The sequence below is a fragment of the Anabaena azotica FACHB-119 genome, from assembly GCF_014697625.1.
Classification (GTDB): Bacteria; Cyanobacteriota; Cyanobacteriia; order Cyanobacteriales; family Nostocaceae; genus Trichormus; species Trichormus azoticus_A.
In genome coordinates this window covers 1-16111 of sequence record NZ_JACJSG010000084.1, presented here as the reverse complement: position 1 = coordinate 16111, position 16111 = coordinate 1, and the positions used below count along the sequence as shown (strand labels likewise).

Below are 16111 nucleotides of genomic sequence, written 5' to 3'. Positions count from 1 at the left end.
CATTGTCGCCTTGTTACTTGGTCAACCTTTGCCTGTTGGTAGCTTCTTCCCTGAATCTTGGAGAAGCCCCACCGCTTTCTCTTCTGCTTAAACAAAAAACCTGCCCTTGAAAGACTCCCTCATCTCCCCCCACTCCCTCATCTCCACCCACTCCCTCATCTCCCCCCACTCCATTCCCCAGTCCCTAACAAGACTTCAACTGTGCTAACAAGACAACTATCTCGTCAATTGCTTGTCGTAGAACAGTTCCAGGCTGTTCAGATTGATTTACCATAATGCTAAAAACTAGAGGCTGGTATTGAGGAGAATTTATATAACCGGAGAGAGCGATCGCACCGCTTAAAGTCCCAGTTTTTGCTTGTACAATACCCTCAGCCGCAGTATTACGGAAGCGACTGCTTAAAGTACCACTTTTCCCAGCCACAGGTAAAGAAGCACGATATATATCTGCTGCTGGTGTTTTCGCCATTCCTTGCAAAGTTTGTACTAAAGCTTCAGGTGTGATTAAATTACGCCGTGATAAACCAGAACCATCTGCTAAAACATAACCTGTAGAATCAACCCCTAATTTATTTAAAGTCGTTTTAATAACTTCTAAACCAATATCAGCACTACTTTTATTTTGCACTCCCGGTTGTTTCACAGCCAATGTTTTTAAAAATGCCTCGGCATATAAATTATTACTATTTTGATTAGTTTCTATCACTAATTCAGATAAAGGTGGCGACTCTACAGCAGCTAATTCTTGTTGATTAGCTGCACTACTAGCAACTAATGTATTGCCTAAAGTAATTTTTTCTGTTGCCAATACAGCACGAAAACGCCGTAAGAAATAATAATTAGGGTCAACTATAGGCAACTCTACTAAATATGGAGCCGAATTAGCTGCAACTTGTCCTTGAATCCGTAGTATTTTTCCTGTTAGATCGCGGGTAACATTAATATAACTTGGTTGATTTGCTGCCACTGTCATAGATTGATTGACAATCAACCATTGTTGTGATTCACCAGGGTCATTCCATAACAACTGCGGAGTTTTACCTACAGTTTGAGGGACAAGTTTTAAGCCAAATACATTCTGATTCAGAATAAAACTATTAACTGGCGCACCATAATCTGCTTGTACATCTTCCCATTGCCAAGTCGAGTTAACAATATCCCCTTGAATATAACTATCATCAGCAATTAACTGTTTTATTTGGGTAATACCCTGCTTTTTTAATTGTTGTGCTAAAGCTTGTAACTGAGTATCGCTCAAGCTAGGATCGCCCCTACCTACAATGGTTAAATTACCATCATCATTTTGATAAATTGAAGTCCGAATCCGAAAATTTGCCCCCAGTTGTTGTAATGCAGCAGCAGTAGTTAATAATTTGGTATTAGAAGCGGGAATAAAAAACTTTTGAGCATCCCGACTGTAAAGAGTTTGTCCTGATGATAGAGGTGCTACTAAAATACCCCAGCGCACTCGATTAAAGATAGGACGATTAACTATTGCATCTATGGCTGTTTCTAGTTCCGCCGGACAGACTGTTTTTGTGGTAGTTGTAGGTGTGGTTAGGATTTGGGCTTTAACTAGCTGCTGGGTAACAGTAACTTGAACACTAATAAATAGCGCCATCAAGCTAAGAGAAATTTTCTGGGACATACAAAGTTTTTTAAACTACTTGATGATGATATAGGAATTCGATTTGATTTCTGAAAAAAATCTCAGTATAGCAGGGGACAGGTAACAGGGGACAGGTGACAGCTTCAAAATCTGCTTAATATAACGTGAGTTCGACGGCTAAAAAAACCCTCTCCAAACCTCTCCCTTAAGAGGAGAGATGCTTTAATAGTAGGACTTACGCAACTGGCAGATTTTTTCTGTAGGGTGTGTGACGCTCTTAAAATATTTGAACGTAGTCATGAGACTTGTAGCGTCACGCACCAACCACCAATTGTGACACTTGCGTAAGTCCTGTTATTCTTATTGATGCTGTTGAATTTCATCCCTATGAAATTGAAAATTAAATTCTCACTCCTGTTTGCCTATTTTCATCTGTGCTGTAAAAATAGAGCCTTCATTAATCTTGCTTCTAACATGAATAGAACCACCACAATGCCATAACAATCTTTGCACAATTGTTAGTCCTATACCTGCACCATCTGTTTCATGAATTATGCCCGATCGCCCACGATAAAAGCAATCGAATACTTTGGGTATTTCACTCTCAGCAATACCGATACCTGTGTCACGAATTTCTAATTGAACATACTCTTCTACTACCTTAGCTCTTACCCATACTTGACCACCATTGTGTGTAAATTTTAGACTATTGTTCAGCAAATTAATCATAATTTGCCGCAAGCCACCATGCACGCACCAAACAGCAGGTAAATCGGTAGGTATGGTGTAGCCTAGCATAATGCCTTTTTCTTGAGCGACTGGTTGGTAAGTGCTGACAACTCCAGGCACAATATCAGAAAGTTTGACTAGCTCTAATGTTGCATCTTCCAAATTGTGTTCTAATTCTATTAAAGCCATCAAACCTGTGATTAAAACACTTTGGCGATCGCACTGAGTATTTAGCATCTGTAAATAGCGCTGTCGCTGGTTGGGTTTCAGCGTTGGTGAATTTAACAGCGAAAGTCCTGTCTTCATCTGCGTTAAGGGTGTACGCAGTTCTTGACACACATTAGTTAAATATTCATCTTTTAGCCGCTCTTTTGTTTGCAGTTCTTGATTTTGCTGTTGTAATTTAGCTATGCGCTCAACACTAACTCGACGATTAAGTTCACTTTGTCGCTGGAGTTGCTTGGTGAGAAGCTGGCTAACAAGTGCTGGTTCACAAGCAGTTGTACAAATAAAATCTTTTGCTGCAATTGGCTGCGAATTGCTTAAAATCTCTTTTTTGATGCCATCTAATACATTTTGAATAACTTTATTATCAACCGAAGTGATAGTCATCAAAGGTTGATTTTTATGATTATTTATTTTTCCTAAATCGTTTATCTTATGTTTGCGCGGTCTATAAGCTGCAATTAAACTGCAAAACTTCGGCGATAATACTATTAAAAAATATTCCCTGACAATTTGATGATTAGATACTAACTCTATATCAAAATAATGGTCAGATAAATATGGGACATTTTCTGCTTCTACATCTGTTTTTTTCCCGGCAACATGACAATTGTAAATATAACTCGATTCACCCATAGATGAGTGATAACGAAATAACTCTGTAGACCAAACTTTTCCCGGTGGAAGTTTCACCCACATAGTTGTACTCAGTTGCTGCTCAATTAGTAAATCTATTTGCGCTCTCACGAGTGATAGTAATGTAGCTGGGTCGAGAGTCACCGTTTGAGCAGGTGCTTCCACTCCTAAAGCTAGCTGATAAACGGACAATTCTTGATGCAGAGAGTCATTCATGAGTTCAGCACAACCAATAAAATTCAGAGGAAGGAAAAATAATTATTTTTGTCAGCAGATCAAGTCAACTAAAGTTCACTAGTATGGGCTGTTATGAGTCATTGGTCAGGGTTTCATATATACTTACGTTTCGTAATATAGCTTGATTTATTTTTATTTACTTACTTGACCAATAGAATTAAAGGCATTCTGAGGATGCAGGCGATTAGTCATGGGTACAATGGCTATTACCAAGTCCCCCATCTCCATCTGCAAGCAGAAGACATTTACAATATTTCTCATATATTGTTTACATAAAAGCTAGACAAATACAAGAAATTATAAGAAGAAAAATCTTAATTATTACTATATGTAATATAAATAATTAATTTATGTTTCTGAAATTATATATTTATCAGGTATTTTTTACAATGGCAAAAAGTTTTGGATTGTAATATTCAGTAAATGCGATTAATTTTATACAGTAAACCCGGTTGCCATTTATGTGAGGGATTGCAGGAAAAGCTAGAACAGATCCAAAATCTGAGTTTTGAGTTAGAAATTCGTGACATTACAACTCGTGAAGATTGGTTCGCTGCATATGAGTATGAGATTCCGGTGCTTTATCTGGTAAAGCCTGGAGAAGAGTCAGCCCAAGCTTTACCCCGCCCTTCTCCCCGTGCTAACGTCCAGCAATTAGAGCAAATGTTGCGTAAGTATTTAGCCAATTGGGAAAAAAATAATGCAGAATAGGCGCAAGAAAGGCGTGTGTCGAGGTTCACAAGATGAAATTGCGGGAATTACTAGCGACAGTAAACAGTGTTGAAATACCTCAAGCTTTAGTGGATGCTGAGGTGAAGGGGATTAAGACTAATTCCCATGCTTGCAGTGAGGGGGATTTGTTCATAGGAATGCCGGGGACGCGGGTAGATGGGGGAGAATTTTGGCCTAGTGCGATCGCTTCCGGTGCGATCGCGGCGATCGTTTCTTCCCAAGCTGCACAAAAAAATCCCCCCAATGATGAGGCTGTTGTCATCAGCGCTAACGACATGACCAAAGCTTGTGCGGAAATCGCTGCCGCATTTTATGCTTATCCAGGGCAGAAACTCAAGCTAATCGGTGTCACCGGGACAAACGGTAAAACTACAACTACTCATCTGATTGAATTTTTCCTCAAGAAAGCGCAATTATCTACCGCTTTGATGGGGACACTCTACACTCGTTGGCCTGGGTTTGAACAAACAGCCACCCACACCACCCCCTTCGCCGTGGAACTACAACAACAGTTAGCACAAGCTGTCAATTCAGGTTGTGAGTTCGCCGTTATGGAAGTTAGTTCCCACGCCTTAGCACAAGGTAGGGTGCTTGGTTGTCCCTTTGAGGTGGGAGTATTTAGCAACCTCACTCAAGACCACCTAGACTATCACAGCGATATGGAAGATTATTTCGCTGCGAAAGCACTGTTATTTAGTCCTGATTATCTCAAAGGTAAAGCAATTATCAATGCTGATGATGCCTACGGTCAAAGATTAATCAAAGCATTGAGTCCCCAAAAGGTCTGGAGTTACAGCGTCAATGATAGCAGCGCTGACTTGTGGATGAGTGATTTGAGTTATGGTTCTCATGGTGTGAGTGGAACCCTGCACACGCCAGAAGGTGAGGTAAGTTTTAGTTCGCCCTTGGTTGGTCAATACAACTTAGAAAATCTGTTGGCGGCTGTGGGTGCAGTTTTACACTTAGGCTTAGATTTACAACTCATCGCCAATAGCATCCCACAGTTCCCTGGTGTTCCCGGAAGGATGGAAAGGGTACAAATTAGCCCTGACCAAAATATTAGCGTGATTGTGGATTATGCCCATACTCCCGATAGCTTAGAAAACTTACTCAAAGCTGCTAGACCATTTATTCCGGGGAGAATGATTTGCGTGTTTGGCTGTGGAGGCGATCGCGATCGCACCAAGCGCCCCAAAATGGGTAAAATCGCCGCCGAGCTAGCAGATTTAGCCGTTGTCACTTCAGACAACCCCCGCACCGAAGACCCACAACGCATCCTCGATGATATTCTTGCAGGCATCCCGGATACAGTGCAACCGTTAGTTATAGGCGATCGCGCTACCGCAATTCATACAGCCATTTTACAAGCCCAACCCGGCGACGGCGTACTCCTAGCTGGGAAAGGTCACGAAGACTACCAAATTCTCGGTACAGAAAAAATTCACTTTGACGACCGAGAACAAGCACGCGCCGCGCTACAAGAGAGAGGCAAGTAGTTTGTACTAAGGACTTTAGTCCTTCTTTTAGGGCTAAAGCCCTTAGAGGCTATTTATAATAATTTCGTCCAGCTAATTTGGCAATTATCAATACCAATTGTCTTAGCTCGACTGGTTTAGGAATGTGCATTTGAAACCCTGCTTTCCTCGATTCTTCAATATCAATACTACTTGTATACCCTGTCATTGCTGCTGCGGGGATTTGTCCCCCAGCCTCAGCACTAAGAGAACGCACTCGCCGGATCAAGCTATAGCCATCTTGGTTCGACATCCCAACGTCAGACAATAGCACATCATACATCTCAGGTTGGCTTGTAAGCATTGAGAATGCTTCATCAGCAGAGGTGACAGCCGTTACTTCAGCCCCTTGATTTTGTAGCATCATCTTCGTTAACTGAAGTATAACGGCATCATCATCTACAGCAAGTACGTGCAAGCCTTCTAGGGAAGGAATGTAATCAACGGGTAGTTCCGCGTCGCCGGAACGATCTATCACCTCTGCATCACAAGAGCTAAAATCCTCCTCAATCTTGGCGTTCAGTGGTAGCCTAACGATCATAGTTGTCCCTAAGTTGACACCTGAACTTTCTGCCTGAACTGTGCCACCATGAAGTTCCACTAGATAACGGACAAGGGATAATCCTATGCCCAGCCCCTCATTATTACGAGTTTTGCTACTGTCAGCCTGGCGGAACCGCTCAAAGACATAAGGGAGAAAGTCATTAGGTATGCCAATACCTGTGTCACTAACTCGAATCTGGGCTTGGGAATTAACTTCCTCCAGTGTGACAACAACGCTCCCCCCAGAAGGAGTAAATTTAATAGCATTAGAAAGCAAATTCCACATTACCTGCTGCAAGCGTTCAGCATCTCCCACTACCTGTCCACTCAGGGGTTGCACTTGATATTCAAGTTGAATATTTTTCGCTTCTGCCGATAATCTGACTACCTCAAGGGCTGTCTGAATCACAGAAGTGATATCAATTGGAACAATATTCAGACGGAGTTTGCCAGTCGTAATGCGCGAGATATCCAGAAGATCCTCAATCATTTGGATTTGTGCCTTAGCACTACGCTGGATCGTGGTAATTGCACGATTCATTTGAGAGGTATCAAGGTTTTGAGTTTGGAGTAACTCAGACCATCCCAGAATAACTTGCAGGGGGTTGCGAAGTTCATGGGATAAAATAGATAAAAACACATCCTTAGCTCGGTTAGATTCCTCCGCTTCCAAACGGGCTGACTGCTCTTGAGCCAATAGCTGGGCGCGTTCTTCCTCAAATAACTTCTGCTGTGTAATGTCATGAAGTGCCAGCAGAATCATCTGCTCATTTCCTGCTTGTAAGATTTTATAAGCATTGAGCAAGATAGTTTTTTGCCCAATTTTTTCAAAGACTTGTTCTACTTCAAAACCTTCAACCTGAGTATTTTGGGTGAGAATGTTTTCTAGGAGCGATCGCAGTTGGGGAATATTCCACTCACCATTTCCTAACTCAAAAATCAGTTGCTGTTCTGTCTGGGCTGGCGTTACCTGAAATGTTCGATAAAAAGCCCGATTGCTTTTAATAACTTGTAAGTCAGCATTGAGAACTACTAAAGGCTCTGGCACAGTTTCCACCACAGCTTCAGCGTAATCAAGGGCTGCTTGCAACTGGTTGGTACTGCGTTTGAGGGCATCAATATCCATCAACACCATCACCACGCCATCAATTTGATTTTCTGTAGTTCGGTAAGGCCGAAGTCGCAGATTGTACCAGCGCCCTTCTTGGTCTTGCGCCTCTAGTTCTTTGACAGTTAAGGTGTCAATCACCTCTATCAGCAATGAATCTAAATTAGGAACGTCAATAGTGGAGCGGATATCGCTCAGTGGTCGTCCCACATCTGTCGGAATCAAATTGAGTAAACGCTGTGCTGTAGGGGTAAAACGCCGAATCCGTAAATCGTTGGTCAGTATGAGAATGGGAATATTGACACTACTGAGTAAATTCAACAGGTCATTATTGACGTTGTGTAATTCAAGATTGCGACTTTGCAGTTCTTGATTAGTTGTATGTAGTTCTTCGTTGGTTGCTTGCACCTCTTCTTTGGCTGTTTGCAACTCTTCATTAGTGCTTTGTAGTTCCTCATTGCTGGAAAGGATTTCTTCATTTGCCACTTTCAGGTGTTGAGTTGTGGCTTCATGCTCCTGACTAATCAATTGCAAATATTCTTGAGTAGCAGCAAGCTCTTGCTTGGTGGTTGCCAGTTCTTGTTGAAGTCGGAGTATTTCCTCTGTATCTGCTGGTTCTAAATTTCCTGGTTTGATGCTCAGTTGTTGATTTGTTAAGGCAGGTACATCTTCAAATAAAACAAGAAAGCAGCCACTTTCCCCTGAATCAGGCTGAAATGGAATCACCTCAACGTTAACCTTTCTGGATGGCTCACTCCCTTCCATCTGTATCTGTTCCTTTCTCACAGAAACATTCTGCCTTTTTGCCTGATGAATCGTAGTACGCAACTCTTCCAGCAGTCCTTTTCGTGCCATTTTGAATAAATTAAAGCTGGGGTCTCCTGGGGGTGGTCTTAGATAGAGACTGGTTTCTCCTCTAAATTGCACAATGTCCATATTGTCGTTAATCATCACGCCAACTGGGGCATAACGATTTAAAAGAATCTGGTCAGCCTGTTTATTTAAGTCAGCAATATCCCAAGTCTGACGACTCATCGACTTATCAGCAACTATTTTCGCTACAAGATAGTTGCTGGTAGCAAAGGTAAAGTTAAGTGGTGTGGGTATTGATTTTTTGGTATAAATATTGTTTTTTCTGTCTACTAAAGTAAATAAATTGGAAAATTCTCCTGCACTTTCAGCGATACCTAACATCAAAAACCCAGTGGACTTGAGACTGTAATGAAAAATTGGCATCACCTGCTTTTGCAAAACAGATTCAAAATAAATCAGCACATTACGACAACTAATAAGATCCAGATTGGAAAACGGCGGTTCGCTGATGAGGTTTTGTTTAGCAAAAACACACAATTCCCGAATCGGCTTGCTGATTTGATAGCCACTCTCTACTTGATTAAAGAAGCGTCTTAGGCGTTCTTGTGAGACATCAACTATTTGGTTTGGTTTGTAGATACCTAAGCGGGCTTTGTCAATTGCTGTCTCATTAATGTCTGTAGCAAAAATTTGAATAGCCGGTTTGGGAAACACATTCTCCAAAAATTCCATTAAAGAAATGGCAATTGAATAAACCTCCTCCCCCGTTGCACAGCCTGGTATCCAGATCCGAATCGGCTCATCAACTGACTTTCCCTTAGAGATTACCGGAAATACTTGCTCTTTCAAAGCTTGATAAGCTTCGCGATCGCGGAAAAAACTGGTAACACTGATTAAGATTTCGTAGTACAGTGCTTGCACTTCATCTGGATGATTTTGCAGATATTTCACGTAATCTTCGATAATTTCCAGGTTATACAGCACCATCCGCCGAGCAATTCGTCGCTTTAAGGTCGTTTGCTTATAATGCGTAAAGTCAACACCAGTCGCTGTGAACAGCATTGCAAAGATTGCCGCCAAAGCAGTTTTACTTTTAGAGAGTGGCTCAACTGTTTGTGAAGAAGTCGGACGGATAACGTTGGGATGACGAGCAATCTTTGCTAGTTCCTCAGCAATTTTTTCCGGCGGTAAGATGAAGTCTACATCACCTGTGGCAATAGCAGTATTCGGCATACTATTGAATTGTGCCGATGCTTCACACTGAGCAAAGGTAATACCGCCAGCCGCCTTAATTGCTTCTGATCCTTGTGCGCCGTCTCCATCACTCCCAGATAAAACAACACTGATGGCTTTGCTTCCTATTTCTGCCGCCAACGAAGCAAAAAAAGCATCAGCAGGCATATATTTACCATGAATTTTTTCACGGGGCATGAGTTGCAACGCCCCTTGAGCCAGTGTCATCTTCGTATTCGGCGGAATGACATATACCTGGTTCGGTTCCACAAACATCCCATTCTGCACTTCGCGGACAGGCATCTGTGTTGTTTTCGCGAGAATCTCAGTTAGCAGGCTCTTCTGATTTGGATCTAAGTGCTGAATCAGCACAAATGCCATCCCAGTATCGAGGGGTAAGTGATTTAGTAGCTGCGTGAATGCTTCTAATCCCCCCGCAGAAGCCGCAATTCCGACTATAGGAAATAATTCATTGCTTTTATCTTGCTGCTTCTGTGTCAATGGTTCAACAGCAATAGAATCCGATGGTGATGACTCAGAAGATTGGTTAGGGTTCATTGTATTAACGAATACAATGCTAGAAAATTTAACTTTCCACTGTATTCAATAGTTTTACCGCCAGTGTAGCAATAACATACATTAGTATATCTCAAATCAGTTATATCAAGTCCGGCTAATTACTTACGATATAGTTGCTAGGGTCGGTAATGGGTAATAGCGAATAGGTAATTGCTTTTTACCATTACCAATTACCAATTACCAATTACCAATTACCAACCCCAAAAATATGATAAGTGTTTAAGCGGACATGATATTAGTGGTGAACTGTTCCATCAGGCATCTTTGTTCCAGCCAATTCTGTTCTCCGCATATTTGCCCCATCAATATCTGCCCCATCTAAATCTGCTCCATCTAAATCTGCCCCATCTAAATCTGCCTGACTTAGCTTTGCTCCCTTTAAATTAGCTCCACTCAAATCAGCTCCCCTCAGATCCGCCCCGGTGAGGTCTGTTGCAGCTAAGTTTACCCCGCTCAATTTAGCTCCACCTAGCTTGACATAACTTAAGTTAGCTCCACTTAAATTTGCGTTAGTCAAATCTGCTCCACTCAAGTCTGCTCCCACCATTTCTGCACTAATTAGGCAGACTTCAATCATTCTTGCATCAGCCAGGTTTGCCTGATTTAATTTAGCTTGACTAATATGTGCATCAGTTAAATCTGCTCCCCTTAAGTCTGCACTAATTAAGTGCGCTCCTATCAGGTGTACCCCGATCAGATTCGCTTTAGTCAGGCAGACCTGAGTTAAATTGACGTGACTAAAGTCCCGTTCTCCTGCTGCGTATCGGCTCAAAAATTCTTGGGTTTCCATAAAAAAAATAAATCTTTTGTTTTTATCTGTTAAGTAAAGTTTATCTTTAAATAAAAAAGTTTACTGTTAACTAATGTAAATATTTCTCAGTTATTAACAAGAAGCCTGAGCAGTTCTCCCTCGCAAGAAGCTGGCTATTCCTTGGCTTGTGGCAACTCTTGGTAAGCAATTAATTACTAATCTTAATACTGTTAATTAGTACAATTGCGTACGTGTCTGAGGAGAGAACGACCAGAAGCCGAACCCTAGCTTAGCTGAAAACTGTTGAGCCGGGTTTTTTCTTGTTGGTTCAAGGTAAAGAAATATTAAGATATATATTTTTAGTAATCTTTGTATTACAGATGAAAAGCTTGATATTGCGTAAAATGCGTAGTACATTTCCTCTCATAATTAAAGCAGCCTCTAGATGAAGATTAACTTATTAACTTGAGTTATCAGCCAAAAATAGTTCATAACACCGTTTATAACCACAAAGATTTTTACTAAAAATCAGCTACTTTTTCCCAAAAACAATTATAAATGCAATGTTATGTTGGAGTTAATGAAAAACATTTTCGGCTATGTGATAAGCCTGTGTCTCCTTCCCGAATCTAAATTTTTTCACAACACCTAATTCGGGAGAAATTTATGTCAGTTTATGTTACTAACTTATCTGGAGAGATGAAATATAAAGAACTCCAGCAAATCTTTTCAAAATATGGAAATGTAAAAACTGTTCAATTATCCATGAATCAGGAAACTGGTAAGCCTAGAGGGTTTGCATTCTTAGAAATGGAAACATTCGCTCAAGAAACTTTGGCGATGAAAGCATTATTGGGTAGTGAATGGATAGTTCGTATCCTGAAGGTTAATACACCTGTTACTAGCTCAGAAGCAAGTTCTGCCTCTTGTGATTTCAGTTCGACTCATTAGCATTTAGAACTTACGCATGAAGACGAAAAATCAAGGGTTTGGGCAAGGGTATAGGGGTGTAGGTGTTCAAAACCCTTACACCCAATCTCAAAAAACCATCTTGGTGCGTAAGTCTTAGTATTAATATTTTTAGAAAATCGAATATCAATAATAAAGGAGAAAAATGCCATCTCTATCAAATAGATATAGACAATTACTAACTCATACTATAACTGATGACAGCCAAGGAAATATAACTACATATACCTGGAACTCTATGTGGAGTCACCATATTTGCCCTTGCTGTTCATACGGTTTACTCCGTCATATGGGTAATAGTGGTATTTACTGGCGTTGTAGCCATTGTTATCAAGAAATGCCAGATTGGGACGTGGGATATATCTAAGTTCAGAACATATTTTGTGTCAAATGGCATCAGGTAAGGGTGTAGATGTTCAAAAGCCTTACACTCAATCTCAACAATTAACCTTGCGTAAGTCATACATAATTAAAATCTAGTAAATAAGCCAGAAAACTAATGCTCGACTTGGACACATTAATTCACTTCTCTAGCACATACTGCATTAGTATTTGTGCCTTTCTCATTCCATTGAACCTGCTTGCTACCTTATCAACAATCATGTTGACGCTTTTGAGTCGTCCGGCGATTCAGATATGGCAAACTGCTCTTATTGCCAGTTTCTTTGCTCTATTGATGATACTGCACGTATTTGCTTGGTTCATGATAGGAGTAGTTATGGCTCCGACTTACATTTTATTGGGTTTAGGAAGCATCTGTCTGTTGGCAAATTTTGGAGTAGTTCTTTCTAATAAACACTTCACCGAAAGATATAGCTAAAATGCCTCAGATGCAGCTAAATCAGAAATAAACTTTTAGGCTGTAGTCTTATTCCTTTAGAGAGAGAGAGTTAAGTTGTCTTGGTTCTATATTCTATATATCTAAACTTGTAGTAGAGATATGAAGAGTATCAAAGCTACTTATGGGTGTTAATTTGTTTGGAAGGGTATTTAAGTTCTAGAACGGATCACATTAGCTATTGATGGGTGTTCGAGATACCAGAAGTTTTGGAACAAAGATTTTATGAAAGTATTATTGCTTTACCCTCAGTTCCCGCAGTCTTTTTGGTCATATGATCGCTTCATGGAAATCGCCGGACTCAAAGCCGTCTTACCTCCTTTGGGAATTATTACAGTAGCAGCACTTCTCCCTCAAGACTGGGAAATGAGATTTTGCGATCGCAACGTCAATCAAGAAACAGAAGCTGATTGGCAGTGGTGTGACCTTGTTATCCTTTCCGCAATGCTAGTGCAGAAACCAGATTTTCATGCCCTAATTCAAAAAGCAGTGCGCTTAGGTAAAAAAGTTGCAGTTGGTGGCCCTTACCCCACATCAATACCACAAGATGCCCTCAACTCTGGAGCGCATTATTTAATTTTGGATGAGGGCGAGTTGACAGTCTCTCAATTTATAGAAGCCCTCAACCAAGGCCAAGAACAAGGAATATTTCGCTCCCTAGAAAAACCTGATGTCACCCAAAGCCCGATGCCGCGTTTTGACTTGCTGCAACGGGACGCTTACTTGATGATGGCTATCCAATTTTCTCGCGGTTGCCCCTTCAACTGCGAGTTTTGCGATATTATTACACTCTACGGTCGCAAACCACGCACAAAAGAACCTCAGCAAACCATAGCCGAGTTACAAGCTCTTTATGATTTAGGCTGGCGTGGGTCACTGTTCATCGTTGACGACAACTTTATTGGCAATCAGCGTAACGTCAAACGCCTCCTGCGAGAGTTAATTCCTTGGATGAAGCAGCACAACTATCCCTTCACCTTCATCACAGAAGCTTCTGTGAATTTGGCTGAAGATGAAGAACTGTTGCAATTAATGAATCAAGCAGGTTTCTATGCAGTTTTTCTCGGCATAGAGACTCCAGACCAAGACAGCCTGCAAGTAACACAAAAACTGCAAAATACTCGCCACCCTCTTGTGGAAGCCTGTCGCAAAATCAATGAAGCCGGAATGCTAATTTACGCAGGGTTTATCCTTGGTTTTGATGGAGAACGCCCAGGCGCTGGAGAACGAATACAAGCTTTTGTAGAACAAACCAGTATTCCTCAACCGATGTTAGGTATCCTGCAAGCTTTGCCTAATACTGCTTTATGGAACCGTCTGCAACAAGAGCAGCGTTTATTAGAGAGTAAGGGTATTGGCGGTACTGAAGTGGGCGACCAAAATACCTTAATGAATTTCATCCCCACCCGCTCCGTTGATGAAATCGCTAGAGAGTATGTAGAAGGCTTATGGCTGTTATACGAACCCAGCCACTATCTCAAACGCTGTTTTCAACAATGCCTGAGTCTTGGCTCGCTAGAGCAGCGAAAGCAAACTATGCAATTTTCTCCAGGTAAAGGTTTGCGGCTCGTTACTCAGTTAATCTGGCATCAAGGCTTACGGCGACCTGAAATTCGTGGGCAATTCTGGCAACAACTAGGAGCAATTTTGTTGACAAAGCCTCAAGTTCTCAATATGTATTTAGGGCTATGCGCTGCTGGAGAGCATTTTTGGGAGTACCGCGCTTTAGCTAGGGAACGAATTACTCAACAATTAGGCTACGACCCACTCAAAGTGTCCGTGTTACCTGAGCCAGAACCAATGCTTGTTAAATAGAACGGTTTGGTTCTAGAACATTGATTCGGTGTGGAGTACGGTTTTAATGGTGGTAGAAATCATATCTTGTCCGGTAAAAGACTTATCATTAAGACTGCAAGGGGGCTGGGGGAGAAAGAGTTTTCACCTTTTTGCACAGATGCACCGAATTACAACTAATTAGGCGGACATGATATCACTATTAATTCAAATTACTTTTCTCCAAAAATAATTAACCCCGATAAAATATGCAGTAAAATTGATGGCGGGAATCTGGGTATATGACATAACCAAACTTATGGAAACCACAAAGCTTAAAATCTGTCAGCTACAGGCGACTCAAGAATGGTTGTGTTTAGATTCTATGGCTTATATTGCCGAATGTTTAGAATTTTGTACTTCTGCGGATATGCTAGCTGACCTGCGAGAAATCTTTCCCCGCCAAGCATTGACAGTAGCCAGCGTCCAAGTTTGCGAATTACAAAGAAAGCGCATCCAAAAATGGCTGAGAGAACAAAATGGAGAAGTTCAGAATACAGACGAACCTCCCCAAAATGCTCAAGCACAGTTATAGATTAGGGTACAGGGGACAGGTGACAGGTGACAGGGCTGAAAGTCCTTGAAAGGAAAAGTTTTAAGATTGGATAATGTCCTAATCTATCGGGCGCTATAGATGTGAATTTGTCTCACACCTGACTTTTCACGGGATCTGAAAAACCCCACTTCCATTCCTCTCCCCTAAAAGGCTATCCATTACCCATATCTTTCTTTACAATCTTAAAACCCTTGCTTAGTAAGTATCTTGCCAACTCAGTTTTTCATGGGGCTTGACAAATTTGCACCTTGTCTTCTCGCTAAAACCATGTTTTTATTGAGAATCAACAACGAACAAATCAGCGACTGCTTGAATATTACATGCGGCGTTGTCTTCTCTCCCATGTACTAATTGACACTCTGGACAACGCCACAGTCTGACAGACAAATCAATTTTTTTCCGAATATGCCCACAATGAGAACAAGTCTTAGTAGATGGATACCATTGATCTATAAACACAACTTGTTTATGTTTCTTTTTGGCAACCCATTCTAGTATTTGTATAAACTCACCAAAAGCCAAATCTGATATTTTTCTCCCCCAAAGTCGCTGCATTCCTTGAAGGTTTAAAGTCTCAAAACAGAGAACATCAAACTTGTCGGTTAACTCATGGGCTAGTTTCCAGAACCAGTCACGCCGACGATTAGAAATATCCTCATACTTGCGTACTAGATTCTTCCTTGCTCGTTCCCTATTGGATGAACCTTTTAGCTTTTTAGAATGCCGTATGCTGGCTTTTTTGATTGCGATCGCTTTGTCCCATTCTCCTAAATCATCATATATGTAACCCAGTTTCCTAATCTCAGAATACTACCTCTGAACCCAACTTAGTATCAATAGCCGACTCTTGAGTAGACTGGACTGTTTGAAAATAAAATACTCTTTTTCTCCATGCCCAAAAATCCGGGGCATATTTTGCCAAACCCATTAATGCATGATCTGGCAAAAATATCAGCATAGGGGGAGAAAAAAATCAGCAATGATGCGGAACAATCAAGATGAGACTCAAAAAAAGTACCCCTATCTGACATTAACAAAAGAAATACCCAGATTATGCTAATCACATGATCTGGGTATTTCTTTTCAAATAAAGAACCTGGCACCGAGCGATTGTGGCGTAGGGCAACCCCTAAACTATCGTAGCCGTAGCAGAGTTTCACAACTGAGTTCGGGATGGGTTCAGAGTGGGACCAATGCACCATAGGC

The 16111-nt window shown here is 41.2% G+C and carries 11 protein-coding genes, 1 rRNA gene and 1 pseudogene; 6 read left to right on the top strand and 7 right to left on the bottom strand.

Going from position 1 to position 16111, the window contains the following annotated elements; translation table 11 throughout:
• Positions 1-184: 184 nt before the first annotated feature.
• The 3 genes from dacB to H6G83_RS36155 form a co-directional block, all read right to left on the bottom strand.
• Complete coding sequence (gene dacB / locus H6G83_RS33245) at positions 185-1648, bottom strand: D-alanyl-D-alanine carboxypeptidase/D-alanyl-D-alanine endopeptidase (RefSeq protein ID WP_190480184.1); 1464 nt, start codon at positions 1646-1648, stop codon at positions 185-187.
• A 369-nt stretch (positions 1649-2017) separates the two neighbouring features.
• On the bottom strand, positions 2018-3415 hold the full coding sequence (locus H6G83_RS33240; protein ID WP_190480182.1) for a DICT sensory domain-containing protein: 1398 nt from the start codon (positions 3413-3415) through the stop codon (positions 2018-2020).
• Between the two features lie 153 nt (positions 3416-3568).
• Entirely contained in the window at positions 3569-3697 is a 129-nt protein-coding gene (locus tag H6G83_RS36155; protein ID WP_277876482.1) for a hypothetical protein, read from the bottom strand.
• Between the two features lie 162 nt (positions 3698-3859).
• Between H6G83_RS36155 and H6G83_RS33235 the strand changes: the two genes are divergently transcribed.
• Entirely contained in the window at positions 3860-4147 is a 288-nt protein-coding gene (locus H6G83_RS33235) for a glutaredoxin family protein (RefSeq protein ID WP_190480180.1), read from the top strand.
• Positions 4148-4179: 32 nt separating this feature from the next.
• Positions 4180-5664 (top strand): UDP-N-acetylmuramoyl-L-alanyl-D-glutamate--2,6-diaminopimelate ligase, encoded by a 1485-nt coding sequence (locus H6G83_RS33230; protein WP_190480178.1) that lies wholly within the window; start codon positions 4180-4182, stop codon positions 5662-5664.
• A 49-nt stretch (positions 5665-5713) separates the two neighbouring features.
• On the opposite strand, the gene H6G83_RS33225 is transcribed toward H6G83_RS33230, so the two are convergent.
• Together H6G83_RS33225 and H6G83_RS33220 are read right to left on the bottom strand one after the other, a co-directional pair.
• Positions 5714-9937, bottom strand: a complete 4224-nt coding sequence (locus tag H6G83_RS33225) for a chemotaxis protein CheB (RefSeq protein WP_190480176.1) — start codon at positions 9935-9937, stop codon at positions 5714-5716.
• 256 nt (positions 9938-10193) lie between these two features.
• Positions 10194-10748 carry a pentapeptide repeat-containing protein gene (locus H6G83_RS33220; RefSeq protein ID WP_190480175.1) on the bottom strand — a complete coding sequence of 185 codons (555 nt, stop codon included), beginning with the start codon at positions 10746-10748 and terminating at the stop codon, positions 10194-10196.
• A 627-nt stretch (positions 10749-11375) separates the two neighbouring features.
• On the opposite strand from H6G83_RS33220, the gene H6G83_RS33215 reads away from it, so the two are divergent.
• From H6G83_RS33215 to H6G83_RS33200, 4 genes are all read left to right on the top strand, one after another.
• The gene (locus H6G83_RS33215) at positions 11376-11660 is read left to right on the top strand and encodes an RNA recognition motif domain-containing protein (protein ID WP_190480173.1); all 285 of its coding nucleotides are present in this window, start codon (positions 11376-11378) and stop codon (positions 11658-11660) included.
• A gap of 517 nt (positions 11661-12177) precedes the next feature.
• Positions 12178-12498: a hypothetical protein gene (locus H6G83_RS33210; protein WP_190480172.1), complete on the top strand. Its 321-nt coding sequence runs from the start codon at positions 12178-12180 to the stop codon at positions 12496-12498.
• Positions 12499-12741: 243 nt separating this feature from the next.
• Complete coding sequence (locus H6G83_RS33205) at positions 12742-14331, top strand: B12-binding domain-containing radical SAM protein (RefSeq protein WP_190480170.1); 1590 nt, start codon at positions 12742-12744, stop codon at positions 14329-14331.
• 277 nt (positions 14332-14608) lie between these two features.
• A complete protein-coding gene (locus H6G83_RS33200; RefSeq protein WP_190480168.1) occupies positions 14609-14884 on the top strand; it encodes a hypothetical protein in 276 nt (91 codons plus the stop codon).
• A gap of 294 nt (positions 14885-15178) precedes the next feature.
• Here H6G83_RS33200 and H6G83_RS33195 read toward each other — a convergent pair.
• Positions 15179-15652: pseudogene (locus H6G83_RS33195) on the bottom strand (RNA-guided endonuclease InsQ/TnpB family protein); the annotation flags it as partial.
• A 347-nt stretch (positions 15653-15999) separates the two neighbouring features.
• A 5S ribosomal RNA gene (rrf, locus tag H6G83_RS36565) occupies positions 16000-16111 on the bottom strand; the annotation flags it as partial.

Bases quoted from the DNA above. Each gene is read 5' to 3' on its own strand.
- dacB (WP_190480184.1), bottom strand. From the start codon at position 1,648: ATGTCCCAGAAAATTTCTCTTAGCTTGATGGCGCTATTTATTAGTGTT.
- H6G83_RS33240 (WP_190480182.1), bottom strand. From the start codon at position 3,415: ATGAATGACTCTCTGCATCAAGAATTGTCCGTTTATCAGCTAGCTTTA.
- H6G83_RS36155 (WP_277876482.1), bottom strand. From the start codon at position 3,697: ATGAGAAATATTGTAAATGTCTTCTGCTTGCAGATGGAGATGGGGGAC.
- H6G83_RS33235 (WP_190480180.1), top strand. From the start codon at position 3,860: ATGCGATTAATTTTATACAGTAAACCCGGTTGCCATTTATGTGAGGGA.
- H6G83_RS33230 (WP_190480178.1), top strand. From the start codon at position 4,180: ATGAAATTGCGGGAATTACTAGCGACAGTAAACAGTGTTGAAATACCT.
- H6G83_RS33225 (WP_190480176.1), bottom strand. From the start codon at position 9,937: ATGAACCCTAACCAATCTTCTGAGTCATCACCATCGGATTCTATTGCT.
- H6G83_RS33220 (WP_190480175.1), bottom strand. From the start codon at position 10,748: ATGGAAACCCAAGAATTTTTGAGCCGATACGCAGCAGGAGAACGGGAC.
- H6G83_RS33215 (WP_190480173.1), top strand. From the start codon at position 11,376: ATGTCAGTTTATGTTACTAACTTATCTGGAGAGATGAAATATAAAGAA.
- H6G83_RS33210 (WP_190480172.1), top strand. From the start codon at position 12,178: ATGCTCGACTTGGACACATTAATTCACTTCTCTAGCACATACTGCATT.
- H6G83_RS33205 (WP_190480170.1), top strand. From the start codon at position 12,742: ATGAAAGTATTATTGCTTTACCCTCAGTTCCCGCAGTCTTTTTGGTCA.
- H6G83_RS33200 (WP_190480168.1), top strand. From the start codon at position 14,609: ATGGAAACCACAAAGCTTAAAATCTGTCAGCTACAGGCGACTCAAGAA.